Annotated in this window: 25 protein-coding genes; 24 read left to right on the top strand and 1 reads right to left on the bottom strand. The window is 35.0% G+C overall.

Annotated elements, in window-relative coordinates:
• The first annotated feature begins 3 nt into the window (after positions 1-3).
• The 19 genes from ACZ098_RS02045 (at position 4) to ACZ098_RS01955 (ending at position 21,071) form a co-directional block, all read left to right on the top strand.
• Positions 4-954, top strand: coding sequence for a glycosyltransferase family 2 protein (locus ACZ098_RS02045; protein ID WP_487310066.1), 951 nt, complete (start codon positions 4-6; stop codon positions 952-954).
• Positions 947-2,791: a DUF6020 family protein gene (locus tag ACZ098_RS02040; RefSeq protein WP_487310065.1), complete on the top strand. Its 1,845-nt coding sequence runs from the start codon at positions 947-949 to the stop codon at positions 2,789-2,791. Before ACZ098_RS02045 ends, ACZ098_RS02040 begins: the two co-directional genes overlap by 8 nt.
• A gap of 2 nt (positions 2,792-2,793) precedes the next feature.
• A complete protein-coding gene (locus ACZ098_RS02035) occupies positions 2,794-3,792 on the top strand; it encodes a glycosyltransferase family 2 protein (protein ID WP_487310064.1) in 999 nt (332 codons plus the stop codon).
• Positions 3,782-4,330, top strand: coding sequence for a serine acetyltransferase (locus ACZ098_RS02030; protein ID WP_487310063.1), 549 nt, complete (start codon positions 3,782-3,784; stop codon positions 4,328-4,330). Before ACZ098_RS02035 ends, ACZ098_RS02030 begins: the two co-directional genes overlap by 11 nt.
• Complete coding sequence (locus ACZ098_RS02025; protein WP_487310062.1) at positions 4,331-5,458, top strand: glycosyltransferase; 1,128 nt, start codon at positions 4,331-4,333, stop codon at positions 5,456-5,458. It begins immediately after the preceding gene.
• 2 nt (positions 5,459-5,460) lie between these two features.
• A complete protein-coding gene (locus tag ACZ098_RS02020; protein ID WP_487310061.1) occupies positions 5,461-6,618 on the top strand; it encodes a glycosyltransferase in 1,158 nt (385 codons plus the stop codon).
• A 217-nt stretch (positions 6,619-6,835) separates the two neighbouring features.
• Positions 6,836-7,846 (top strand): EpsG family protein, encoded by a 1,011-nt coding sequence (locus ACZ098_RS02015; protein WP_487310526.1) that lies wholly within the window; start codon positions 6,836-6,838, stop codon positions 7,844-7,846.
• Positions 7,846-8,718, top strand: coding sequence for a glycosyltransferase family 2 protein (locus ACZ098_RS02010; RefSeq protein ID WP_487310060.1), 873 nt, complete (start codon positions 7,846-7,848; stop codon positions 8,716-8,718). Before ACZ098_RS02015 ends, ACZ098_RS02010 begins: the two co-directional genes overlap by 1 nt.
• Positions 8,715-9,803: a glycosyltransferase gene (locus tag ACZ098_RS02005; RefSeq protein ID WP_487310059.1), complete on the top strand. Its 1,089-nt coding sequence runs from the start codon at positions 8,715-8,717 to the stop codon at positions 9,801-9,803. Before ACZ098_RS02010 ends, ACZ098_RS02005 begins: the two co-directional genes overlap by 4 nt.
• Positions 9,787-10,953 carry a glycosyltransferase family 4 protein gene (locus tag ACZ098_RS02000; RefSeq protein ID WP_487310058.1) on the top strand — a complete coding sequence of 389 codons (1,167 nt, stop codon included), beginning with the start codon at positions 9,787-9,789 and terminating at the stop codon, positions 10,951-10,953. The genes ACZ098_RS02005 and ACZ098_RS02000 overlap by 17 nt, the downstream gene beginning before the upstream one ends.
• On the top strand, positions 10,946-11,554 hold the full coding sequence (locus tag ACZ098_RS01995) for a sugar transferase (protein WP_487310057.1): 609 nt from the start codon (positions 10,946-10,948) through the stop codon (positions 11,552-11,554). Before ACZ098_RS02000 ends, ACZ098_RS01995 begins: the two co-directional genes overlap by 8 nt.
• Positions 11,555-11,560: 6 nt before the next feature.
• Positions 11,561-12,205, top strand: a complete 645-nt coding sequence (locus tag ACZ098_RS01990; RefSeq protein WP_487310056.1) for an acetyltransferase — start codon at positions 11,561-11,563, stop codon at positions 12,203-12,205.
• A gap of 85 nt (positions 12,206-12,290) precedes the next feature.
• Entirely contained in the window at positions 12,291-12,857 is a 567-nt protein-coding gene (locus ACZ098_RS01985) for a sugar transferase (protein WP_487310055.1), read from the top strand.
• A 230-nt stretch (positions 12,858-13,087) separates the two neighbouring features.
• Positions 13,088-13,726, top strand: a complete 639-nt coding sequence (locus ACZ098_RS01980) for a DUF481 domain-containing protein (protein ID WP_487310054.1) — start codon at positions 13,088-13,090, stop codon at positions 13,724-13,726.
• A gap of 209 nt (positions 13,727-13,935) precedes the next feature.
• Positions 13,936-14,580, top strand: coding sequence for a hypothetical protein (locus tag ACZ098_RS01975; protein WP_487310053.1), 645 nt, complete (start codon positions 13,936-13,938; stop codon positions 14,578-14,580).
• Positions 14,581-14,717: 137 nt separating this feature from the next.
• Complete coding sequence (locus ACZ098_RS01970; protein WP_487310052.1) at positions 14,718-15,863, top strand: DegT/DnrJ/EryC1/StrS family aminotransferase; 1,146 nt, start codon at positions 14,718-14,720, stop codon at positions 15,861-15,863.
• Between the two features lie 16 nt (positions 15,864-15,879).
• On the top strand, positions 15,880-17,844 hold the full coding sequence (locus ACZ098_RS01965) for a polysaccharide biosynthesis protein (protein WP_487310051.1): 1,965 nt from the start codon (positions 15,880-15,882) through the stop codon (positions 17,842-17,844).
• A 77-nt stretch (positions 17,845-17,921) separates the two neighbouring features.
• Complete coding sequence (locus ACZ098_RS01960) at positions 17,922-18,695, top strand: polysaccharide biosynthesis/export family protein (protein ID WP_487310050.1); 774 nt, start codon at positions 17,922-17,924, stop codon at positions 18,693-18,695.
• Positions 18,696-21,071, top strand: a complete 2,376-nt coding sequence (locus tag ACZ098_RS01955; protein WP_487310049.1) for a GumC family protein — start codon at positions 18,696-18,698, stop codon at positions 21,069-21,071. It begins immediately after the preceding gene.
• 408 nt (positions 21,072-21,479) lie between these two features.
• Here ACZ098_RS01955 and ACZ098_RS01950 read toward each other — a convergent pair whose 3' ends face one another.
• Positions 21,480-22,217 carry a tyrosine-protein phosphatase gene (locus tag ACZ098_RS01950; RefSeq protein ID WP_487310048.1) on the bottom strand — a complete coding sequence of 246 codons (738 nt, stop codon included), beginning with the start codon at positions 22,215-22,217 and terminating at the stop codon, positions 21,480-21,482.
• Between the two features lie 251 nt (positions 22,218-22,468).
• Between ACZ098_RS01950 and ACZ098_RS01945 the strand changes: the two genes are divergently transcribed.
• From ACZ098_RS01945 to ACZ098_RS01925, 5 genes are read left to right on the top strand one after another with little or no spacing between them, the layout of a single operon-like run.
• Positions 22,469-23,323, top strand: coding sequence for an ABC transporter permease (locus ACZ098_RS01945; protein ID WP_487310047.1), 855 nt, complete (start codon positions 22,469-22,471; stop codon positions 23,321-23,323).
• A gap of 11 nt (positions 23,324-23,334) precedes the next feature.
• Positions 23,335-24,558, top strand: coding sequence for an ABC transporter ATP-binding protein (locus tag ACZ098_RS01940; RefSeq protein ID WP_487310046.1), 1,224 nt, complete (start codon positions 23,335-23,337; stop codon positions 24,556-24,558).
• Entirely contained in the window at positions 24,549-25,181 is a 633-nt protein-coding gene (locus tag ACZ098_RS01935; protein WP_487310045.1) for a CatB-related O-acetyltransferase, read from the top strand. Before ACZ098_RS01940 ends, ACZ098_RS01935 begins: the two co-directional genes overlap by 10 nt.
• Entirely contained in the window at positions 25,178-25,969 is a 792-nt protein-coding gene (locus ACZ098_RS01930) for an FkbM family methyltransferase (protein WP_487310044.1), read from the top strand. The genes ACZ098_RS01935 and ACZ098_RS01930 overlap by 4 nt, the downstream gene beginning before the upstream one ends.
• Positions 25,970-25,975: 6 nt before the next feature.
• Entirely contained in the window at positions 25,976-26,824 is an 849-nt protein-coding gene (locus ACZ098_RS01925) for a glycosyltransferase (RefSeq protein ID WP_487310043.1), read from the top strand.
• The last annotated feature ends 4 nt before the right edge of the window (positions 26,825-26,828 follow it).

The following is a 26,828-nucleotide window of genomic DNA, read 5'->3' as shown; positions in this document are numbered from 1 at the left end:
TTTATGGATAAAATAGCCGTACTCATACCCGCATATAATGAGAGTATTACCATTAAAAAAGTTGTAGAAGACTTTAAAATTGCATTGCCTGAAGCTACCATTTACGTATACGATAACAATTCTTCTGATGGTACATCCGAAATTGCAGCTGCGGCTGGTGCGATTGTACGTAAAGAGTACAAGCAAGGAAAAGGTAATGTAATACGAAGAATGTTTCGAGAAGTTGATGCCCTTTGTTATATTATGGTGGATGGTGATGATACTTATCCAGCAGAGCATGCTCGAGAAATGGCTAATCTGATTTTAGAAAACGGTCGCGATATGATTGTAGGAGATCGATTGTCTTCTACTTATTTCCAAGAAAATAAGAGACCATTTCATAATTTTGGAAATTCGCTGGTTCGAAACATGATTAACTTTTTGTTTGGTAGTGATATTAAGGATATCATGACAGGGTATCGAGCATTTAGTTTTTTGTTTGTTAAAAGTTTTCCAATTCTTTCTAAAGGATTTGAAATTGAAACAGAAATGACGGTTCATGCATTGGATAAAAACATGCATATTTCTAATGTTGTAATTAACTACCAGGACCGACCAGAAGGTAGTGAATCCAAGTTGAATACCTATACTGATGGATTTAAGGTTATGAAAACAATTGCTAGATTGTTTAAAAATTACAAACCTTTTGAATTTTTTAGTTGGCTAGCTGCTGCACTTTTAGTTATTAGTATTGCCTTATTTATTCCTATTGCAATTACCTATTTTGAAACCCATTTAGTACCAAGAATACCAACCTTAATAGTTTGTAGTTTTTTAGCCTTACTTGCAGTCTTATTATTTTTTGTAGGGCTATTACTTGACGTAATCAAGTTCAAAAATCTAAATGATTTTGAAATGGAATTGCATAACGTACAGCATCGTTTTGTAGATAAAAAAAGTAAGTTGAATGAATAAGTTCGAATCTTTTGTAAAAAGTAATGCTAATTGGAGTGCTATATGCTGTACTTTTATTTCTTTGCTTTCTGTATATTGTTACTTTTTTTATACCGGCTCCATTTCTGCTTGGTTAAAAAATACTATTGGTTCCGATATCATTTGGTTGTTTATAGGTTTTGGAATTTGGAGTATTTTAAAAAAAGCATTACTATTACAAGGCACTTTTTTTAAAGGTTCTATTTGGTTAGTAAGTTTATTTTTTGCAATAGTAACACTTGTAGGTCATTCGTTTACGCTTAATGGTAATTTAGACATGTATTTGTCTACTCTTGGACTGGCCTTATTCCTGTTGTCGATTATTGGATTTACCGTTGTTTTTACCTCTATTATTCTATTGCTATTTGATTTTCTTGATAATCACGCTATTCAAAGTGAGCAAGCGCCTACCATTTACAGCAATCCTAAAAAAGTCTTTTATAAAATTTGGCTCGCAATTTTTGGTTGTTACTTTATATACTTTTTACTTCTATTTCCTGGGGTTATTGGTTATGATACGATTATTGAAATCAATCAATGTTTGACTGGTGAGTATACAAATCATCATCCGTTTGTGCATGTTATACTTCTCTCCACTATGTTGGAATTGAGTAAGCTTTTAGGTGGTTCTTTAGTTACTGGAATGGCTATATATGCTTTTCTACAAATGTTCATTATGTCTGGAATATTTGCTTATTCAATTTCATTTTTATTGCAGAAGAGAGTTCATAAATATATACTGGTGTTTTTATTTGGGTATTATGCACTATTGCCTGTTAATGCAATTTATAGTGTAACACTTTGGAAAGATATCTTGTTTTCAGGGATTTGCCTTTTGTTAGTAATTCAATTTATCAAAATTTGTTACGAACCAAAGCTTATCCAAAGCAAAAAATTCTTTATTTCTTTGGCATTATTACTAGTGCTTTTTTGTACATTTCGTCATAATGGTTTTTATGCGGTACTGTTATTTACCCCTATCTTATTATTTATAAATAGAAGATTTTTTAAATCCTATTTCTTGTTGGTATTTCTAGTAGTCGCATTGGTACAGAGCTATTCTTCGGTTTTATTACCAGCATTGGGTGTAAAAAAAGGTTCAATGCGTGAGGCACTTTCTATACCGCTGCAGCAAATAGCTAGAACGGTAAAATATCATGGTCATGAAATAGAGCTTGAGGATAAGAAAACAATTCGACAAGTTTTAGAAACCGACTCCTTGGCGTTGCTTTACCAACCTCATATTTCTGATTTAGTAAAAAGTACTTTTAATGACGCTACATTTAAAAAGAACCCTAAGATATATATTAACTTATGGTTTAAGCTATTCACGAAATATCCTAAAACCTACATAGAGTCATTTATTGAAGGTTGTTACGGTTATATTGATCCTAGTGTAAACTATGGAGGATCTTATTCTTTTAGTACAATTTATGATTATGATTATCAAGGCTACTACTTCAATTCTCCATATCCTAAAAGTGAACAAGTTGCAAAGCAAAATGTATTTTTACTGTTACCAAAATATATTGTTTTGCATATCCCGATACTTGCATTTTTGACAAGTATTGGTCTTATGATTTGGATTGGTTTGTTAGCCTTTATACGGCTTAAAATGACTGGGAACAAGCGCTTATTATTACCTTTTTACTTTTTGGCTTGTTTGTATTTAACCGTTTTGGCTTCTCCTGTGTATGCAGAATATCGTTATGTGTACGGAATCATTATTTCCATACCTATACTAGTTTGTGTGGTATTATTAGATTCTAAGAAAAACATCGAATCTATTTCTGAAACAATTGAAAAAACAATCGAGTAGTGATGGAGCAAACTAAAAATAAAATTTCAATTATAATCCCTTGTTACAACATTGAGCAGCATGTAGCACAATGTATTGAAAGTGTTTTAGCACAAACCTTTGTTGATTTCGAATTGGTTTTATTAGATGATGGGTCAACGGACACTACATTACAAATTTGTGCGGAATATGCTGCCAAAGATGCTAGGGTAGCCGTTTATACTCATGCTAATAGCGGTGTTAGTTATACCAGAAATAGAGGAATTGAATTGGCTCAAGGTGATTACCTTATGTTTATTGATGGCGATGATAAAATAAAACCCGATTATTTGGACCAATTTTATCATAAAATAGGGGCTAAAAAATGGGTGCTTTGCGGTTTTACAAATGTCAATTCAGGGCAAAACACAGAAAATGCTTATTACAGTCAACTTTTAAAATTATTTCCCAATAAAATATTGGAGCCAAAAGACTTTCTTAAAATTTTAGAATATTATTCATTGAGTTCTCCTTGTGCTAGAATTTATGAAAAAGAAGTAATTAAAGCTAATGGATTGTTTTTTCGTGAAGAACTAAGTTATCAGGAGGATTTAGTTTTTAACTTGGATTACCTTACCTATGTAGAGCAAGTGGTTTTACTTGATTATCATGGATATTATTACATTCATCATCAAAATTCTTCAACGAACAAATGGCATAAAAACTTCGACCAATTGCAATTTTTGTTTCTAAATTTATCGAGATTGGTGGTACGTGTTGAAGATAAATTAATTGTTCAAAATTTTCTTCTAAATACCATTTTGAGAAAAATAGCTAATATCTATCATCCCAATTCGCCCAAAAAGTATTCAGCAAAAAGTACCGAGTTGCGAGAAATGTTTGAAACGGAGTACTTTAAGTATGGATTGGATTATTATCCTCAATCATTTTTAAATTGTATTTTAAAGTTTTTATTTAAAATACAATCACCCTTGTTGTTTCACTTGTATTATAATTTAAATCGTATGAATTATGCAAACTAATTATAGCGCTTTAGAATATATAAAGAGTGATTTGATGCGTTATGGCAAAGAACCTAGTTACTTTAACATTTTTAAAGAATTAGTTTTCGGTAATCATTCCTTTAAATTTACTTTTTGGATGCGTATGTGTAAAAAGAAGAATGTTTTCTTTTTACTTTCTAGATTGATGTATTCCTATTATACCGATAAATATGGCTTACAAATACCTTATACGGCTCAAATCGGTTATGGATTGTATTTAGGTCACGGTATTAATATTGTGGTAAGCGATTCTGCAGTCATTGGAAATAACTGTAATTTGAGTCACTTTTGTACCGTTGGTTCTAATTATAATAATGCTGCTAGAATTGGTGATAATGTTTATATTGGTCCGAACTGTTGCATAATTGAAAATGTTAGCATCGGTAACAATGTTACCATTGGTGCCGGTTCTGTAGTTGTAAAAGATATTCCAAGCGATGCTACAGTTGCTGGGGTTCCGGCAAAACTAATATCGTACAATGAGCCAGCTAGGTTTATAAAAAATCCTTACTTATAAATGGAAATGTTAAAGAAAAAGATTTTATTCTTGTATGGTCCATTAAATAGTGGTGGTGCGGAACGCGTGTTAATTGATTTATTAAGAAATTTAGATTACAATCGCTATGATGTAACGCTTTGTTTGATGGTGCGTCAAGGCGTTTTGCTGCCTGAAGTTCCTGAAGAGGTTACTTTACTTTCCTTGTGGGAAAACTATTCTATGTATTATAAAGTGGCGTATCGCATGTCGACTTGGTTTTCGAATCATTTTATGTTCAAACGCATACTAAAGAAAAAAATAACTGAAACGTATGATGTAGAAGTAAGTTTTTTAGAAGGTATGCCTTTAAAATTACATGCCTTAATGGAAACCACAGCTCAAAAAATAAGTTGGGTACATTGCGATTTATTTGATTTTCATTACACTAAGGAGCAATTCAGAAATAACGAAGAGCTGGTTGCTTATAATAAAATGGATCGTATAGTTTGCGTTTCTAATGATGCACAAGGAGCATTCAAAAAGCGTTTCCCTACTTGTACGACTCCAACTACTGTAATTTACAATCCTATTGATCGTAAAAAAATTGAATTGATGGCACAAGAACCTGTCGATACAAATACCTTTTTCACGATTGTTTGTGTTGGTCGATTGACACTACCTAAAAAATTGGATCGTGTGGTTCGCCTAGCAGCTCGATTGAAAGAAGAACATGTTCAAGTTCATTTTCAAATTATTGGAGAAGGTGAATTGAAGAACGATTTATCAGCACAAATAACCGCTTTAGGTGTGTCGGATTGCGTTTCATTGTTAGGGTATGTTGCTAATCCGTTTCCCTACATTAAAAATGCAGATTTACTTTTGCTAAGTTCTGGTTTTGAAGGTTTTGGTTTGGTTGTCTGTGAGGCGATGCTTTTGGGTGTGCCGGTAGTATCCACTAAAACCGCTGGCCCAATAGAAATAATTGATGAAAATCGGTACGGATTGTTGTGCGATCACGATGATCAATCTATATACGAAGCTGTCAAGAAAATGATAGATGACGAGACACTGCGTACTCATTATAAAACAGTAGGACGTAATCGCGCGTTAGATTTTAGTGTTGAAAATACAGTAAAACAATTTGATGCTTTAATAGAAAAAAATTAAAAATGAAAAAGAAAATTCTATTTATCATAAGTAACTTGGAAAGTGGTGGCGTTTCTAAAAGTATGTCGACCTTACTTACAGTTATTGACAAAACTAAGTATGATGTGTCGGTATTGATTGTGAATCCAAAAGGGGTTTTTATGAGTTTGTTGCCCTCAGACATCACCGTACTGCAAGATGCCAAAACGGCTTTGTTTTTTTCTAAATTTCCTACTAATTTATTTAGCTTGATTTCTAAAGGTTATTTGTTTAGTGCGGTGTTGCGGATTGTTGCTGGACTTGTTATGATTTTCAACAAAGGAATTGGCGCTAGATTGTTGTCTAAAGGTATCGTTTCTTTGCCCCAGACTTATGATTTAGCAGTAGATTTTAATGGGCAACAGCAATTGTATTATTTGGTTGACCGTGTTCAAGCTAAAGTAAAAGTTAGCTTTTTTCATAACGACTATTCCAAATGGGATTATTATTATGCTATGGATCGAAAATACTATCCTAAAGTAGATAAAATTTTTACAGTTTCCGATACTTGTGTTGCTGCCTTAAAACAATATTTCCCCACACAATCATCTAAAATTGGATTATTTGAAAACATATCTTCTTTAGAGCTAATAAATGAACTAGCCCTATTTCCTATTGAAGAAATGGGAGTACACTCGATTGTTACTGTTGGGCATTTGACTGAACGTAAAGGTACACGCTTGGCCTTAGAAGTTGCTGAAATTTTAAAGAATAACGGATTTGAGTTTCAATGGTACTTTGTGGGACAAGACAGCAAGGACTTTGACTATCCACAAATTGTAAAGTCGAAAGGATTGACCGAATACATTCATTTTATTGGAGTTACGCCCAATCCGTATCCGTATATCAAAAATGCGACGATTATGGTGCATTTAGCTTCTTTTGAAGGTAAGTCGATTGCGTTGGACGAAGCCAAATTGTTGGCAAAGCCAATAGTAGTTACTAATTTTTCTACAGTAAACGATCAATTTGAGCACGATTGCAATGCTACCATTACTAGTTTTGATGCTTCTACTATAGCAAAAGACGTAACCGAGTTGTTAACCAATTCAGAATTGCGAAATAAATACAGTAAACATTTAGTACAGGATCGAAAAAGTAATCATACTGAATTGGAAAAATTATACCAATTGCTTGTCTAATATGTTGACTTTAAAAGTGTGTAATTATATAATTCAATTTGAATATGGAATAAATCGAATTCAGCTGTGAATTTACAAAGTATTGCAAAGATTGTTTTAACTTCGCAGGCTTGAAACATATTGGATTAAATGGAATAGTAGCATACATATAATAAACTAAAATAATTTACCTCGATTGGAAGACGTTACGCTTTATAAAAATTTGTACTTGTTGTTAGTGGGCTTTAGCTTACTGATTGCCTTACATATTCTTCCCAATACTCAAAATAAACTTGTATTCAAACATTTGAATGGTCTGACCATTTTTATCGTTGTATTTATTGCTGTATTAATGGGTACTTTACCCACTTTTGATGACTACGGAGACCGCTACAGTTACATGAATAGTTTTCTTGAAGCACGAAATGTCACCTTAGAGTCGGTGGTTCAAGAACGCTTTTTCTTTATATATTATAAGTTTTGTTCGTTGTTTATGGATTACAAACTATGGTTTGTACTCACAGCCTTTATCTATACGTTCAATTACTATTTTTTTTGCAAAAAAGTTACGGCTAATTATTTTCTATTGTTTTTGGCTATGTTAACTAATTTCATTTATTTCAGTTATGGTACCAATACCATACGAGCGGGCTTGGCATGTTCTATATTGTTAATGGCCTTATCTAGAATTGAAAATCGGACTCTTTTTTATGTTCTGTTAGTTGCTTCGATTGGTTTTCACAATTCGATGTTACTTCCAGTAATAGCCATTCTTGTTTCCAAGCAGTTTAATGCTACGCGCTATTATTATTATTTTTGGTTGTTGTGTGTGCCTGTTAGTTTGGTTTTGGGTAGTCAAATCCAGTTGTTTATGTCCACTTTTGTTGAAGAGAAACGTTTGATAGATTATTTAGCAGCCGAAGAAACCGATTATAATGTAGGTTTTCGAATTGATTTTTTAATTTACAGTTTCATACCTATTGCCGTTGGGTATTACTACATTTATAAAAAGCAATATAGGGACCGTTTTTATGCTATTGTGTATAATACTTATGTTTTGTGTAATGCCTTTTGGATTTTGGTTATTCGTGCTAATTTTTCTGATCGTTTTGCCTATTTGTCTTGGTTTCTCTATATGGTTGTTTTGTTGTATCCGCTATTGAATAAGCCTATTTTTGCTTTTCAGTCACGGATTATTGCTTTGATTTTAATTTTGAACGCTTTATTTACGTTTTATTTGTTACGCTAATGATTACTGTTTTTACACCCACTTATAATAGAGCTGCTTTATTGCCTAGATTGTACGAAAGTCTGTGCGCTCAATCTTGGCAGGATTTCGAATGGGTCGTTGTCGATGATGGTAGTGTGGATGGAACTGAAGTAATCCTAAAAGAATGGATTGCCGCTGGTATTCTGAATATTCATTATTACAAACAACTTAATGGCGGTAAGCATCGTGCCATCAATCAAGGCGTTCGCATGGCAAAAGGCGACTTGTTTTTTATTGTTGACAGCGATGATTTTCTGCCTAAGAATGCTTTAGAAAACGTATTACAACATTATGCAACGGTTTCGAATGATGCTACTGTGGCTGGAGTTGCAGGAAGACGGATGTATGATACTGGTGCTATCGTTGGTAACACTACATTTACGGAGTTGCTTACCAATTCTATTGGCATTCGTTACAAACACGGTGTAACTGGTGATTTGGTAGAAGTGTTTCGTACTGCGGTATTACGCGAATTTCCCTTTCCTGAATTTCCTAATGAAAAGTTTTGTCCGGAAGCGTTGGTTTGGAATCGCATTTCACAAAAATATACCTTGTTGTTCTTTAATGAGGGCATTTATATTACTGAATATCTGGAAGGTGGATTAACGTCGAATATAGTTCGTATTCGGATGCAATCTCCGATGAGCTCGATGCTTTGCTATTCGGAGTTATCACATCAGTCTATTCCGATAGCGCAAAAAATTAAAGCCGTATTGAATTTTTGGAGGTTTTCCTTTAATTCTGATTTAAGTATATCCCAAAAAATAGTTAAAGTATCTTTTGTCTTGAGTTTGTTTTGCTTCCCTTTAGGCTATGGTTTCTACTTAAACGATAAAATTAAAAATAAATGAAAATCCTACACGTTATAAACTCCTTAGCCACAGGTGGTGCCGAAAAACTGTTATTGGACACGCTTCCGCTGTACCATCAAAAAGGGATTTCGGTAGATTTGTTGGTTTTAAATGGTAGCGAAACGCCTTTTCTGAAGAAATTAAAAGCGCAGTCGTGTTGTCGGATTTTTTCGTTAGGAACTGGTTCGGTATACAATCCGTTGCTTATTTTTAAAATGATACCGTATTTGCGACAGTATGATCTGGTTCATGTACATTTGTTTCCTGCGCAATACTGGACGGTGTTTGCTAAGTTACTTTCTTTTTCAAAAGTTACCTTGCTTTTTACTGAGCACAATACGCATAATCGACGTATGGAGTCTAAATTCTTTCGTCTTATTGATCGCTTTGTTTACTCTTTTTATACCAGAGTTGTTTGTATTACCGAAGAAGTTCAAACGGTATTGCAACAGCATCTTGATTCGAAAGCCTCAAAATTTACCGTCATTCATAATGGAGTTGACTTGGATTCTATAATTGCAACGCCGCCGTATGGTTCTGATTTTTCGGAAACGTGGAATACTGTAGGTGCCAAATTGTTGTTGCAAGTTGCTGGTTTTCGCGAACAGAAAGACCAGCCTACATTACTTCGAGCTCTGGCTCTTTTACCTTCTGATGTACATTTGCTACTTGTAGGTGATGGGATTACAAAAGCCTCTTGTGAAGCACTTGTTGACTCCTTGCAGCTTACTAACCGGGTTCATTTTTTAGGTTTGCGTATGGATGTCGCCGCGTTGTTGAAAACGGTTGATGTGGTGGTTTTATCTTCCCACTACGAAGGGTTGTCTTTGTCGAGCATTGAAGGTATGGCAGCAGGAAAGCCTTTCATCGCCTCAAATGTTCCCGGTTTGTCTGAAGTTGTAGGTGGTGCTGGTCTTTTGTTTGAGCAAGGCAATGCAGCACAATTGGCTGAACTGGTAGTGACCCTTTTGAACGATAGTGTTTATTCTAAAGCTGTTGCCGACTTGTGTATGCAACGTGCGTTGCAGTATGATGTAAAAATAATGGTTGCCAAACATATTGCTTTGTATGAAGGACTTCGTTAAACCTAAACTCATTCGCACCGCTACGGTTGCTATTTCATTGGATATTCTTTTGAAAGGTCAGCTTTCTTTTTTGAATGACCAGTATGAAGTTGTAGCAGTTTCTGGTGCCGATGCGCATTTGGAAACTGTTGCTGCAAGAGAAGGCGTACGTACTGTTTCAGTACCAATGAGTCGGAGTATTGCTCCTATTAAAGATTTGGTTTCCTTGGTTCGCTTGTATTCTTTATTCAAAAAAGAACAACCTCACATTGTTCATTCGATTACACCAAAAGCAGGTTTGTTGAGTATGATTGCGGCTTATTTTGCTGGAGTTCCAGTTCGCATGCATACGTTTACTGGTTTGATTTTTCCGTATAAAAAAGGATTTATGCAAACGTTGTTACTCTTTATGGATCAAGTTTTGTGTCGTTTTGCCACGCACATTTTCCCAGAAGGTGAAGGCGTAAAGAACGATTTACAGCGGTACAAGGTTACCACTAAGCCGTTGCAAATTCTTGCTAATGGGAATGTGAATGGTATTGATACTGCCTATTTTGATATCAGTCAGGTTTCGGAAACAGAACAAATTGCATTGAGGCAAGAACTTCAGTTGACCGCTGGTGATTTTGTGTTTGTTTTTGTAGGTCGATTGGTGGCTGATAAAGGCGTGAATGAGTTGGTTGCTGCTTTTTCGGAATTGTCTCGCACTACTACGCATTGCAAATTGCTCTTGGTTGGACCATTAGAATCGGAATTGGATCCGTTGACTGCAGTGACGTTACAGGCTATTTCTACTAATCGAGCTATTATTTCGGTTGGATTTCAATCGGATATTCGACCGTATTTGTGTATTTCGAATGTGTTTGTATTTCCAAGTTACCGCGAAGGATTTCCGAATGTGGTTTTGCAAGCTGGTGCAATGGGATTGCCTTGTATTGTGACTGATATTAGCGGTAGTAATGAGATTATTCAACAGGGTGTAAATGGGATCATAATTCCAGTTCAAGATGCAGCAAGCTTGTTGGAGCAAATGAAGGAATTGTTGCAGGATGCCACTTTAACATTTAATTTAGCACAAGCTGCTCGAGAAAATATTGTACGCAAGTACCCGCAGCAAATGGTTTGGAATGCTGTGCTTGAGGCTTATAAAAAAAATGAATCGTATGTATAAAAAAATAGTAAAACCCGTATTAGATTTTTTAACTGCATTACTATTACTATTGTTGTTGAGTCCGTTGTTTTTATTAGCACTGATCGGGTTGTTTTTTGCGAATTCTGGAAAGCCTTTTTTTGTGCAGGTTCGTCCGGGTTTGAATGGAAGACTGTTTAAGATTATAAAGTTCAAAACTATGAATGATCGGAAGGCTGCCGATGGTAGTTTGTTACCTGATGCCGAGCGATTGACTAAGATTGGTAGTTTTGTACGCAAGACCTCGATGGATGAATTGCCACAATTGTTGAATGTTTTGAAAGGCGATATGAGTATTGTAGGTCCGCGTCCGTTATTGCCAGAATATTTACCTTTGTACAACAGTTTTCAGCAGCGCCGCCATGAAGTTAAGCCTGGGATTACGGGTTGGGCGCAGGTAAATGGGCGTAATGCCATCAGTTGGGAACAGAAGTTCGAATATGATGTTTGGTATGTAACGCATTGCAGCTTGCCATTGGATATTAGAATTATTTTATTAACAGTAAAAAAAGTATTTGTTCGAGAAGGGATTTCCCAAGTAGGAGAAGTCACTATGAAGGCATTTACAGGAACATCAAAATAACAAGACATGAAAAAAATTGCCATAATTGGAGCAGGAGGTTTTGGTCGAGAGGTTAAAACACTTATTGATAGTATTAACAAAATAAATCCAACGTATCAATTTGTAGGATTTTATGATGATGGTTTTGAAAAAGGGAGTTTAGTTAACGGTTATCCCGTTTTAGGAGGTGTTGCTGAGGTTAATGATGTAACCGATGCTCTAGCTATTGCCATTGCTATTGGTGATCCAAAAACTAAGTTTGTTTTATTTTCAAAAATAAAAAACGAGCACATTTCCTTTCCGACCTTAATTCATCCCAATGTATTGATTTCAGATGATTTTGTTACAATTGGTTCGGGCTGCATCATTTGTGCAGGATGTATTATCACTTGTAATATTGTCATTCAGGATTTTGTTATTCTTAACCTGATGTGTACCGTAGGACATGATACAACGCTTTCTTCTTATTCTTCTTTTATGCCTTCTGTAAATATATCAGGCGAGGTGCTAATTGGTGAAAAAGTATATGTTGGTACAGGAGTTAAAATTATCAACCAATTGGAAATAGGTGTCAATACTATTGTTGGAGCTGGAGCAGTAGTTTCTAAAACACTTCCCGAAAATTGTACTGCAGTTGGGATTCCAGCTAAGCCAATAAAGTTTCACGAATAATAGTATTCTTTTTGTTTTGGTTGAACAAGTGTCTCACACTAGTAATGCATAAGATTTACATGAATTTAGCTTTTTAAAAATAACAATGGTTAAACGTCTTTTTGATTTGATTTTTTCCTGTTCTGCCTTAGTGTTATTTGGGTGGGTTATTTTGTTAAGTTATTTTGTTGCCGCATTCGATACCCGAAATTCGGGCTTTTTTATGCAAAAGCGTATTGGGCGGTATGGTGTGCCGTTTACGATTATCAAAATTCGGACTATGTCTGTTGGATCCGATGGTGCGACTACTATTTCAAAAATCGGTGCTTTTTTTCGACGTACCAAAATCGACGAATTCCCGCAATTGCTTAATGTTTTGTTTGGCAGTATGAGTGTGGTTGGTCCGCGACCCGATTTGCCCGGCTATTACGATCGATTGGAAGGCGAAGCACGGTTGCTGTTGGAATTGAAACCAGGTTTGACTGGACCAGCTTCTTTAAAATACTTCAATGAAGAAGCCTTGTTGGCTGCTGTTTCCGATCCGTTAACCTACAATGATACCATACTTTTTCCGGATAAAGTTCGCATTAATTTGGATTATTACTACAATCAGAGTTTGCGTTTGGACCTAGTATTGGTTTTTAAAACGCTTTTTCGGCGTGGTACTTTTTAATTTAATTAAAAATTAATGTAAAGATAATCTGGTGCGGTTTGGCTTCAAAACGCTGTTGTTTAGCAGGTTGTTTTTTTGATTGCTTTACTTTTTCTCTTTATTGGTCTTTTTTTCTTTCTTGTTTCCGAAAACTTACTTGCAATTGGTTTGATTTTTCCTAGGAATTGTTAGTTTTGCACTGTAAACAAAACTTAATTTTAATTATTTCCCCAAATAATTTAAACCTACTTATGAAACAATTTCTTTTTTCGTTACTGACACTAAGTTTGTTCAGTAGCAACTCGGTATGTTCGCAGTCTCAATTCAACCGACTGTCGTTTGAATTCTCAACAGGTTATGCCAAACCGCTCAATACGTATCAAAAGAATCTAAATTCTGATTTTTCTAGTTTCAAGCATTTGGAATTTGGAGCGCGTTATATGATTACCGAAAAATTTGGCGTTCGCTTGAACTATGCCAATGATCGTTTTAAGAATTATCCGAACGGTTATTTTGGAAGCAATTTTAGTAGAGTGGGTGTTTCGGGTGTTTACAATATCGGTAAATCATTTGGATTGGATACGAGTACACGTAATAGTATAGGATTGCTTGCGCATGCAGGTGTTGGTTATACGCGATTGAAACCTATAAATAGGGATGCGGAACAAATTGGAGCTTTAGTTTTAGGAATTACACCACAAGTTAAAATATCGGAACGCATTGCCTTTTTTGCAGATGTTAGCTATAATGCTAACTTTAAACAACACTATCGTTATGATGGGTCGTTGATTTCAACCGATTATAAACCTACTGTTGGTTCGCATGTTACGGCTTCTGTTGGTTTGATGTTTTATTTAGGTGCTGAACGTTACCATTCTGATTGGTACTAGATGTATTGGATTCTGTATAATTTTACATTTTCATATGGATTTTTATGAGTGCCACTAGTAGAAAAGAGCACGCGTAAGAGGTGTTGTTTCTATTTAAGTATTTTATCTAAAAGTAATTTTTACAATTGGTTTGATTTTTCAAGGGAATTGTTAGTTTTGCAACCCAATGCAAAACTAACTAACCTAATTTATTTTTTTTAAAACCAATTATGAAAACCAACTTTACTATTTCAATGCTGCTTGCCTTGGTATTTCAAAGCACTGCCTTATTTTCACAAACCAATTTTAATCGCTTTTCCTTTGACGTTGGAGCTGGGTATAATGCGGCGTTGAATCCTTATTTACCGGAGTATAATTCGAATTTTTCAGGATTTAAGCATTTAGAATTTGGGTTGCGGTATATGTTTGATGAAAAAAAAGGTTTGCGATTGAATTATGCCAACGACCGCTTTGAGAATGATCAAAATGGCGTTGTTGGAACTGATTTTAACCGGGTAGGGTTGGATTTTGTTTATAACATCGGATCTTATTTGAATTTGGATTTTAACTCAAGAAATACGGTTACCGTACTTACTCATGCAGGATTGGGATTGACTGTAATTAAGCCTTTTTATTCCACTGATTATAAACAATTTGGTTCTTTAGTTGTAGGTATTACTCCAGAAGTAAAGTTGTCTAATACAATTGCCTTGTTTACTGATGTGTCTTTGAATACCAATTTTAAACAATATTATCGTTATGATGGTTCTTTAATATCGTCTAAAGACGGTTCGCAATCGGGTGCGCACGTTACGGTATCTTTAGGTTTGATATTCTCTTTAGGTAAAGAAAGTATGCATGCCGATTGGTACTAAATTATCTTATTAGTAGTGCTCTTTTTTTAAATTGTCAAGGTTACATTTTGTAGTATTTTTTTTAGCTATAGAATTTGTAAGAATACGTTAAAGTAACTTAAAAATTAGTTACTTTTGTACCGTACAATTTTACTATAATGACAAATACAAAAATCTGGCTTTCTTCGCCTCATATGGGAGGCACAGAGCAAGACTATATCAAAAGTGCTTTTGACAGTAATTGGATAGCTCCGCTAGGACCCAATGTTACTGGATTTGAACAAGATCTTTCTAGTTATTTAGGCGGTAGTCCGCATGTTGCAGCTTTGAGTTCTGGAACTGCTGCATTGCACTTGGGCTTGGTGCTTTTGGACGTCAAGACTGATGATTATGTGATTTGTCAGAGTATGACCTTTTCTGCTTCGGCTAATCCGATTTTGTATCAAGCAGCTGTTCCTGTTTTTGTGGATAGTGAACCGAATACTTGGAATATGTGTCCGAAAGCGTTGGAAAGCGCCATTGTAGATTGTATTGCTAAAGGTAAAAAGCCGAAAGCCATTATTGCTGTGCATTTGTATGGTATGCCTTTTGATGTAGCTGCGCTGGTTCAAGTTGCTAATGCGTATGCTATTCCAATTTTAGAAGATAGTGCAGAAGCCTTAGGAAGTACGTACAAAGGTCAAAAGTGTGGAACTTTTGGAACCATTGGTGTGCTTTCGTTTAATGGCAATAAAATTATTACGACTTCGGGCGGTGGCGCCTTAGTTACCCAATCGAAATCGGTTCAAGAAAAAGCAGTATTTTTTGCTACTCAAGCGCGTGATGCAGCGCCACACTATCAACATTCTGAAGTGGGTTATAATTACCGAATGAGTAATATTTGCGCTGGAATTGGTCGAGGACAAATGGAAGTTCTTGATGCGCATGTTGGTTTGCGTCGTGCGATGCATGATTTTTATGTTGCTTTTTTCGCGTCTATTGAAGGAGTAACGGTCTTCACCGAACCTAGTGATGACTATTTTTCCAACCATTGGCTTACTGCTGTAGTTTTAGACCCTACTCAATTACAAGGTAAGACTAGAGAAGATTTGCGTTTGGCCTTAGAAGCTGTGGGTATTGAAAGTCGTCCGTTATGGAAACCGATGCATTTGCAACCCATTTTTAGTAGTTATCCTTATTTTGGAGGAACTGTTTCAGAAGATTTATTTGAAAGAGGTTTGTGTTTGCCTTCGGGTTCTAATTTAACAGATGCAGAGCGCACTCGTATTGCTTCTGCCTTGGAAGATTTTTTTGTTTCTATATAATAAAAATGCCCTAAATTTGAAAAATACTACAAAAAATAAAACATTATTAACGGATCTGTATTCCGACTTGAATGAGCGATTGGATTTTGGTAATATGAATTATCTGCCAAGGTGGATTATCTTTCTGATTGACTTTTTTTTATTGATTTTGGCGAATTTCACCAATTACTTGATGTTGAATAGTCTGAACTTGAAGTACTACGCCACGTTTAGCTTTTTCGAACGGTATACTTTTGTGATTTTGGTGTACTTGTTGTTTTTTGTGATTTTTAAAACGTATTCTGGAATTATTAGGCATTCTACCTTTATCGATGCCATCAAACTGTTATTGTCTACTTTTTCATCGTTAGTGGTTTTAGTAGTGCTTAACTTTTTTTCACAGTTTGTATTTACCCAAAAGGTGTTTTTATATCCGGGTTTGATTTTAAGTTTTGTCTTGTCGTTTGTTTTTTTGTTTGTTTTTCGAGTATTTGTTAAGCAAGTATTTGAAACGTTTTTTAAGAAAACCGATGCGACTAATTTGATTAATGCCATTATACTTGGTTCTGATGCCAATGCGATATCGGTTGCCAATGCCTTGCGAACTGAAACGCCAACCCGATTTAAGATTGTTGGTTTTATTGATAAGCAGAATCAGAGTTCGACCAAGCGTATTTTGAATTTACCGATATTAAAATTCAACAAGCGGGTACCTGTTTTGTTGCGTTCTATGAATGCTACTGCATTAATTTTGGCCGATCGTAGTTTGTCTAAAGACGAAAAAATCACGTTGGTTGACGAATGTTTAGAATACAATTACAAGGTGTATACGTTGCCAATTATTTCCGATTGGGAAGACAGTAATGAAATATCTGCTAAAATTAAAAATTTTCAGATTCAAGATTTATTGGAGCGAAAACCGATTGTTTTAGACAACAACATGATCTCTGGTAAATTGAATAATAAAACAATTTTAATTACTGGAGCGGCAGGATCGATAGGTAGTGAAATAGCGAAACAAGTTGTTGCGTTCAATCCTAAACGTATTGTTTTACTGGATCAAGCGGAAACACCTTTGCATCATTTGACTTTAGAGTTGGGTGCTTTTTTACCGGGTTCTAAAATATCCAGTGTGATTACCGACATTCGCAATAAAGATTCGTTGGAGCGTGTGTTTATGGAATATAAACCGAACGTGGTCTTTCATGCTGCAGCATACAAGCATGTGCCTTTGATGGAAGAGAATCCGGCACAAGCCATTTATGTGAATGTTTTAGGTACTAAAAATACATCCGATTTGTCGGTACAATATGAAGTAGAAAGTTTTGTCATGGTTTCTACCGATAAGGCGGTCAATCCGAGTAATGTGATGGGTGCTAGTAAGCGTATTGCTGAAAAATACATTCAGTGTTTACATTACAAAAATTTGAAATTACATCAAAAGATAAAGACACGATTTATAACCACGCGCTTTGGAAATGTTTTGGGTTCGAATGGTTCGGTTGTTCCGTTGTTTACGAATCAAATTGCTAAAGGCGGACCAGTTACCATTACGCATCCCGAAATCATTCGTTACTTTATGACTATTCCGGAAGCGTGTCAGTTGGTTTTAGAAGCTGGCGCTATGGGAAATGGCGGTGAGTTGTTTATATTTGATATGGGTAAACCAGTTAAAATATTGGACTTGGCTACCAAAATGATTAAGTTGGCTGGTTATACGCCTGGCAAAGAAATAAAGATTGAAATTGTAGGATTGCGTCCAGGTGAAAAGTTGTATGAGGAATTGTTGAATGACTCAAGCAAAACGTTGCCAACGCATCACGATAAGATCATGATTGCTAATGAAGAGTCGTGTGATATTGCTACGTTATTGGAAGAAGTGGATGATTTACTAGCCGTTACCACTTCGTATTCAAGTGCTGATATTGTTTCGAAAATGAAAAAGATTGTTCCTGAATTTAAAAGTATGAATTCCAATTACGAGCATTTGGATGTGCATTAAAATTAAACAATTCTAATAGTAAAGCCTAGGAAGGTTGATTTGTATTGAGTACCTTTGCGCTTTAAAAAAAAGATTACATGTTGAAAAAAATCTCCTTTGTACTGTTTGTAGCCGTGTTGTTCTCCTCTTGTGTTTCTAGAACAAGCATGGCCTATTATACCAATATTGATGCACTTGAAAAGAATGCTAACGCTGCAAGTTATGTAACTAAATTGCAAGCCGATGATTTGATTAGTGTTGTAGTAATGGGAGAAAATTCAGAAGTTGTAGCTCCTTTCAATGCTCCGTTGAGCACGGCGAGTACTTCTGCTGCTGGTTCTGCCACAAGTTCTTCTGCTGCCACTGCTTCTTATTTGTTGGATAGTAAAGGAACGATACAGTTTCCAGTAATTGGTTTGGTTAGTTTAGCAGGATTGACCAAAGCGGAAGCGGAAACTTTATTGGTACAAAAGATTTCAAAATATGTTAAGAATCCAACCGTTACCTTACGAATATTAAATTTTAAAATATCAGTGCAAGGTGAAGTAACTGCTCCAGGCACTTATCCTATTGCAACAGAACGCGTCACTTTGATTGAAGCTTTATCGTTGGCAGGCGATTTGACTATTTTTGGAAAACGGAACAATATCTTGTTGTTGCGCGAACAAAATGGGGTGAAGCAAGCTGTACGATTGGACATTACCAAAGCTGATTTTATTAACTCACCTTATTACTATTTGGCTCAGAATGACGTATTGTATGTAGAGCCTAATAAAACCAAAATTAATGGATCTGCTGTAGGTCCGAATATTGGAATTATTTTTTCTGCCATTTCTTTACTAGTAACCATTGTTGTTGTAACCGTTCAATAGATGCAAAATTATTTTGACACACCAGAAAAATCAGAAAGCAAAACATTTGATTTTAATATTAGAGAAGAAATTGATCGTTATTTGAGTCATTGGAAATGGTTTGTTTTGACTATTTTCTTAGCCCTTGCTGTTGCTTATGTCTATTTGCGCTATGCTACACCGGTTTATAAAGCAACTACTTCTATTTTAGTTAAAGACGATAAAAAAGGAGGATTGTCTTCTGATTTTGCTACTTTTTCTGATTTGGGAGTCATGGGAAAAGGCAAAAACAATATCGATAACGAGATTGAAATTTTGAAATCGAGAACCTTGGTTGAAAAGACCGTGCGTGATTTACGTCTGAATGTTATTTATATCAATAAAGGTCGTGTTAAATCAGTAGAAGTATATAAAAATGCGCCCATTATAGCAGATTTTAGACCAAACGATAGTACTGCATCCGTAACCCTAAGTTTTCAAGTTGTAGCGGTTTCACCAAACACATTCAAGCTTTACGAAAGCAAGGATAATTTGAAAGGAACTTATGCGTATGGCTCTTCGATTCCGTTTTCTAACGGAACTTTATTGGTATTAAAAAATCCTATTCTTAACCAAAAGGCATTTAGTGATTTTTCGATAGATTGCTCTATTTATCCAGTTGAATCTGTTGCACAAGGTTACAAAGGCGGTTTGGTAGTTAATTCGTTATCAAAAAACACCAGTATCATTGAACTGTCTTATCAAGATATTGTGCCTGAGCGTGCAGAAGATTTTTTGAATGCCTTAGTTCGTATTTACAATAACGATGCGATTGCTGATAAAAATTTGGTTTCTCAAAACACCTCAGCTTTTATTTCTAAGCGTTTGGCTTTGATTACTGATGAATTGACTACCGTTGAAAAAGATGTTGAAGGATTTAAAAAGAGCAACCAGCTTACCGATATTCCTACCGAAGTAGAATTGTTTTTAGAAACAGGTTCTTCTTATGAAAAAAGTATTATTGATACTCAAATTCAGCAGAATGTTGTCAACTCTGTTTTGGACTTTTTAAAGAACAGTACGGTTAGCGATTTAGTCCCTGCGAATTTGATCGCCGGAAGTTCGGATGCCGCTGGATTAATAGGCGAGTACAATCAGTTGATTTTAGAGCGCAACCGTATTAGTAAAGGTGCTACAAATGATAATCCAGTAGTGGTTAATTTTGACCAACGTATACAATCATTAAAAGGAACCATTCGTCAGAGTTTGACTCGTTTGCAATCCAATTTGTCTATTACAAGACGTAATTTAGAAACACAAGGTTCAATAATCAGTGGTAAAAAGGCTTCAGTTCCTGGATTGGAACGTGAATTTAGAATAATTGATCGTCAACAAAAAGTAAAGGAGGCATTGTATCTTTATTTGTTGCAAAAACGTGAAGAAACTGCTTTATCCTCAGCTGCTACGGAATTGAATGCCAAAGTAGTTGATCCAGCCTTGGTTTCGATGGTTCCTGTTTCTCCGAAGCGTTCTGTGATCTTGATGGCTGCATTTTTGATTGGGTTAATCCTACCGTTTGCGGTTATTTACTTGAATCAATTGCTTAACACTAAGGTAAAATCGCGCATGGATGTTGAGAAACGTTTGACGATACCTTTTTTAGGTGATATTCCTAAATCGGAATCGCATGAAGAGGTGATGAGTACGAATAGCCGATCGAGTTCAGCCGAGGCGGTACGAATTATTCGAACCAATTTAGAATTTATGCTTGGTCATGTTCCGAAAGGTCGAGCGAAAACTATATTTGTAACGTCGACTATTCCTGGAGAAGGAAAAACCTTTGTTTCGGTGAATTTGGCAGCAACTATTGCGCTATCAGGAAAAAAAGTATTGATAATTGGTATGGATGTTAGAAATCCGAAATTGTCGGAGTATTTTACAGTGAGTCCGAAAGGTGTTACCGATTATTTGGCTAAACCAGGAACAAAAATTACTTCTTACATTGATACAGTAGCTTCCCATCCTAACTTGGATTTGTTGGCTTCAGGAATTATTCCGCCAAATCCGGTAGAGCTTTTGATGAATCAGCGTACTAGTGAAATGTTTGTAGAACTGAAAAGTCTTTACGATTACATTATTGTAGATACTGCACCAGTGAGTTTGGTTACCGATACGTTATTGATTGCACAAAATGCGGATGTTTTTGTGTATGTAGTGCGTGCGAACCATTTAGAAAAAGCAATGCTGCGCGTTCCTGAAATGTTCTATAATGACAAGAAGTTGCCTAATATGTCTGTGATCCTGAACGATACTATTTCTAGTAGTAAAGGTTATGGTTACGGCTATGGTTACGGCTATGGTTATGGCGCTCAGGTTGTTGTTGAGCCATGGTACAAGCGGATTTTTAAGAGGAATTAAGAATTAAGTATTAAGAATTAAGAATTAAGAATTAAGAATTACGAATTAAGAATTAAAAATTAAAAATTGTGATTTTTAGTTGTTATGATTTCAAGTAAGCGTTTTTTACTACTTCTCTTTTCGATTCCTATTGTACATTTTAGTTATCAATAAAATTTTTAAAAAACAGCTGGACGCAGTTTAAAAATTACGAATTAAAAATTAAAAATTAAGAATTACGAATTAAAAATTAAGAATTACGAATTACGAATTAAAAATTGCGAATTTTAGTTGATTTCAAGTAAGCGTTTTTTGCTACTTCTCTTTTCGAATTGTTTTGTACATCTTAGTTCTCGATAAAATTTTTAAAAAACAGCTGAACGCTTTTAAAATTAAAAATTACGAATTAAAAATTGTGATTTTTAGTTGTTATGATTTGAAGAAGTGATTTTTTTCTAATAATTGCTCGACTTGATTTGGTTCGTTGATTTGCACTTTAGAACTGAAACTTTCTAGATGTTTGTTATGGTGTATGTCGGATCCTGTAAAATCATACAAGTTGTTTTTCAGCAGGAATTCGGTAGTTTTCACCACTTCTTTACCGTAATAGCCAACAGTTGCTAGTAAATTTAATTGAAACAGACAGCCAGCATTTTTGAGTTTTTTGTAGTTTTCTAACTCGTTGTGGTAAAAGGCATAGCGTTCTGGATGTGCTAACACAGGCTGGTATCCGTTAATTTGCAAATCGAATAGTATTGCGTACAAATTGATAGGAGGATTGAGATACGACATTTCCACCAACACATAATTGTCTTTAAGTGTCAAGAGCTTTTCGTTTTCAAACAAAGTTGTAAAACTAGAGTCCATCATATATTCTGCTGCGGCTTTAAAATGCAAGTTGGTTTCTATTTCTTGCAGCTTTTTGTGTGTTTCGGCAGCTGTATCTTCTATTTTTTCTCGAGAATTGTTCCATACTTGATCCAACACATGAGGAGTTGTAATGATTTCACTGAATCCCATTTTCTTCATTCTTTCGAATAAATAAATTGTATCTTGAATTGTTTTGGCTCCGTCATCAATACCTGGTAGCAGATGCGAATGAATGTCAACGTAATTGGACGGAATCAGACTTGAAAGTTCGGGTTTATTTTTTTTGAAGAAGAACACAGCTTTTTTTTTACAAAGTAACAATTTATAATTATAACGAAGAAATCTTATAGAAATTATTGTAAAGTAGTATATTTGTTGAGGAAGAGATGGAGGAAGAGATGGAGGAAGAGGTTGAGGAAGAGGTTAAGGTTAAGGTTGAGGTTAAGGTTAAGGTTGAGGAAGAGGTTGAGAGAAAGATATAAGGTTGATGAAGAGATAGAGGTTTAGGAAAAGAGTTGTGAGTTTAGAAATTAATTATTGTTGTTTACATGAAAATTACAGAAGAGCATTCTGATTGGGATTTGGTTATTCAACCTCAAAGTTCTTGGTTTGATTTTAAATTGAAAGAGGTATGGCGTTACCGCGACCTTTTACTGTTATTTGTGCGACGCGATTTTGTTACGGTTTATAAGCAAACTATTTTAGGGCCGATATGGTTTTTTTTACAACCATTGCTAACGACGATTACTTTTACAATTATTTTTGGAACTATCGCTCAGTTGTCAACAGACGGTGCGCCAAAGTTAGTTTTTTACATGGCCGGCATTACTGTTTGGAATTATTTTTCAAGTTGCCTTACTGGAGTTAGTAGTGTCTTTAATGCTAATGCTTCTTTATTTGGTAAGGTTTATTTTCCTCGATTAATTATGCCATTGACAATTGTAATTTCCAATTTGATGAAGTTTGGCGTTCAACTACTTTTGTTTTTTTTATTTGTTATGTATTATTACGTACAAAATTTGGTTACGCCGAATGTAACTGTTTTGTTATTTCCAATAATAATTATTTTAATGGCATTGATTGGTTTAGGTCTTGGTTTAGTACTTTCTTCAATGACTACAAAATATAAAGATTTAACGATGCTTATAGGCTTTGGAGTACAATTGTTCATGTATGCCACACCTGTAATTTATCCCTTATCTACAGTTCCTAGTTCATATTTATGGCTGTTGCAAATTAATCCTTTAACGCCTTTATTTGAATACATGCGTTATTCTTTTTTGGGAATTGGATCTTTTAATTTTTTGAGTTTGTGGTACCCTGCTTTTTTTGCTTTTGTAGTAATGTTGTTTGGTATTATGGTGTTTAATAAGGTCCAACGCACTTTTATGGATACTGTTTAATAGGTAAGTTTATGTCTGAGATAGTAATAAAAGCAGAAGCAGTTTCGAAGCAGTACCGATTAGGTATGGTTGGATCCAATACCGTAAAAGATGATTTTAAGAGGTGGTTGTATCGTGTAAGAGGTAAGGAAGATCCTTTTTTGAAAATTGGCGAGTCCAATGATCGCTCAAGTAAAGGTATAAGTGATTATGTTTGGAGTTTGCGCGATATTGATTTTGAGATACAACGAGGTGATTCGGTTGGCATTATTGGAAGAAATGGTGCAGGAAAAAGTACTTTATTAAAATTACTTAGCCAAGTTACACATCCTACTACCGGTAGAATCTTAACCAAAGGTCGTATTGCATCCTTGCTGGAAGTTGGAACAGGTTTTCATCCAGAAATGACAGGAAGAGAAAATATTTATTTGAATGGTGCTATTTTGGGTATGCGCAAGCATGAAATCAAACGTAAATTTGATGAAATTGTTGCTTTTTCTGGTGTAGAGCGTTATATTGATACTCCTGTTAAACGATATTCCTCTGGAATGTATGTGCGTTTAGCTTTTGCTGTCGCAGCACATTTAGAAAGTGAAATTTTGATTGTCGATGAGGTATTGGCTGTTGGTGATGCTGACTTTCAAAAGAAATGTTTAGGCAAAATGGGTGATGTAAGTAAAGGTGAAGGACGTACAGTTTTGTTTGTAAGTCATAATATGGCTGCAGTTAAAAGTTTGTGTAACAAGGGAATCTTGCTGGAGCATGGTAATATCGTTGCTAATGGGAATGTCGACTCGGTTTTAGCGCGTTATCAAAATTCGAGCTTCAATGAGGCTGGTTATGAATCGGGATCTGTTGTGAAAGAGCTTTATTTTAATCGTATCTATTTTACATCACATACGAGTAATTTTTATTGTGAGGAGTCTATTTCAGTTCGCTTTGAAGTTGAAACTACCATTACTTTTAGTGCTAATAAATTTATTATAGTTCGTGTTTTAGATAATTTAGATCAAGCATTATTTAGTTGTGAAACTCCTTTGATTTTTGGAAAAAAAGACTATGAATTGGTTATACCTAAACGTACACTGACTAAAGGTTATTATAAATTAAATGCCATTATTTATCATCCTGCAATCGCTCAATACGACGTTGTTGATTTTTGTTGTAATTTTGCAATACTAGATACTATCGAAGAATTTGGACACCTTGAATCTTTTGATATCGGTAAATTATACATCCCACACCAATGGAAATAGTACATTTGCTAAAGCGTAAAGTTCGAAAATTAAAAGGTTTATTTGCTAAACCAAAAGCAGTATTGCCTTTTTTTACAAAAGACATTTTTATAAATTCAAAGTTTCAAATAGGCGACTATACTTACGGTAATCCTACAGTTTTGTTTGAAAACAATCAGTCTACTTTGATAATTGGCAAGTTTTGTTCTATTGCTGATAATGTTACAATTTTTTTAGGTGGCAATCATCGATTGGATTGGATTTCGACATATCCGTTTAATGTCTTACCTCAGTATTTTCCAAAAGCGGCTGGCATTACTGGACATCCGTCAACGAATGGAGCTGTAGTAATTGGACATGATGTTTGGATTGGTCGTGGTGTTGTAATAATGTCGGGCGTCACCATTGGAAATGGAGCGGTTTTGGCGGCGGGAAGTGTAGTGACGAAGGCTGTAGGTGCCTACGAAATTTGGGGCGGAAATCCAGCGAAATTGATTAAAAAGCGCTTTAGTGAGGAGACCATAATAGCATTAAATGCACTTCAATGGTGGGATTGGGATTTAGAACTAATTAAAGAAAATGTAGGCATATTGTGTTCTAACAATGTGGAAGTGCTGCAAGAAAAAAAACATTCTTATAGATGAAAAAATCAATAGTTAGTCTATTTAAGTGGTTAAAACATACTTTTTGGTATTCCGCTTTTACAAGAGCATTATTGCAAACTAAAAATAAGCAAAATGGTTCGATAGTTTTGTTTGATCGTACGTTTGAATATCACTACGGATTGGCTTTTTACGAAACGTATACCGAACTCTTTGAACGTAAGATTTACAAGTTTTCTACTCAACACACCACGCCTTTAATTATTGATTGTGGTGCTAATATGGGTTTAAGTGTCCTATATTTTTCCACTTTATATCCTAATAGTAAAATTTTAGCTTTTGAGCCGGATGTAACTGTACTACCTTATTTAAAAAAAAACGTGGTGCACCAAAAAATTCAAGATGTGACCATTTATGAAAAAGGAGTTTGGACGGAAGCAACCACTTTGTCTTTTTATACCGATGAAGGATTAGGCGGTCGAATCGGCACAGAATATTTGAATCAAGAACCCGTAAAAATTGAAACTGTTAGACTAAAAGACTTTTTGACAACTCCAATTGCTTTCTTGAAAATTGACATTGAAGGTGCTGAATATGAAGTTCTTAAGGACTGTGAAACTTCCTTGCATTTTGTCGAGCATTTGTTTGTTGAATATCATAGTTTTTATGATGATGAACAGCATTTAGAATCAATTTTATCACTTTTAAAAAGGCAAGGGTTCCGTTATCATCTAAAAGAATCTTTTTCAAGACGTAAGCCTTTTGTTGATAGACGATTAGTTTGTGAAAAATATGATATGGCAATTAATGTGTTTGCTTATCGTAATTAAATTCTAATGATCTCGATAATTATTTGTTCCAAAAAACCTACGCTGTCCGTTGCATTTCAAGAGAATCTTACACAAACTGTTGGTTGCGAGTATGAACTTATAGTAATTGACAATTCAGAAAGTCGTTATTCAATTTTTGAAGCGTATAATTTGGGTATTCAAAAAAGTCAAGGTACTGTTTTATGTTTTGTTCATGATGATGTTTTATTTCATAGTTCTCAATGGGGTTTGGTTCTTGATACCATTTTTAGGCAACAACCTTTTGTTGGATTAATTGGTGTTGCTGGTGCAAAAGTAAAAACTAAAAGTCCGAGTGCTTGGTGGGATTGTGAGGAAGAAGATCGAATTACTAACATCATTCAGCATTATCAAGACAAAGAAGCGGAAATACATCACTATGGTTTTGACGAAAACCCTACCGTTGAAGTTGCTGTAATTGATGGTGTTTTTATGGCAGTACGCAATGATAAACGCCTATCGTTCTCAAAACAATTGCAAGGTTTTCATTGCTACGATCTCAATTTGTCTTTAGAGATAAAAAAACTCGGCTTCTCGGTTGTAGTGACACAGGCAATTGTAATAGAGCATTTTTCTTCGGGTGTTTTAAATAAAAGTTGGGTTCAAAATTCATATCAATTGCATCGAATCTATTCTAAACTTTTGCCTATTGCTGTTGGTAATTCTGAAGTAACTGCCGATTTAGAATTGTTAAACACTCATAGGTTCATCAATAAATGTTTACAGCATCGTTGCAAATTTATTGCTTTGCGTTTATGGTTTACTTTGTTTTTGAAAGCACCATTTTCTATAAAAAATTTAAAATTATTTAAAAAAATAGTTACATTTGATTACTAAGCCA

This window comes from Flavobacterium sp. SP2 (genome assembly GCF_057626655.1).
The sequence above is the reverse complement of the archived record's forward strand: the minus strand, read 5'-3'. Positions and strand labels throughout refer to the sequence as shown.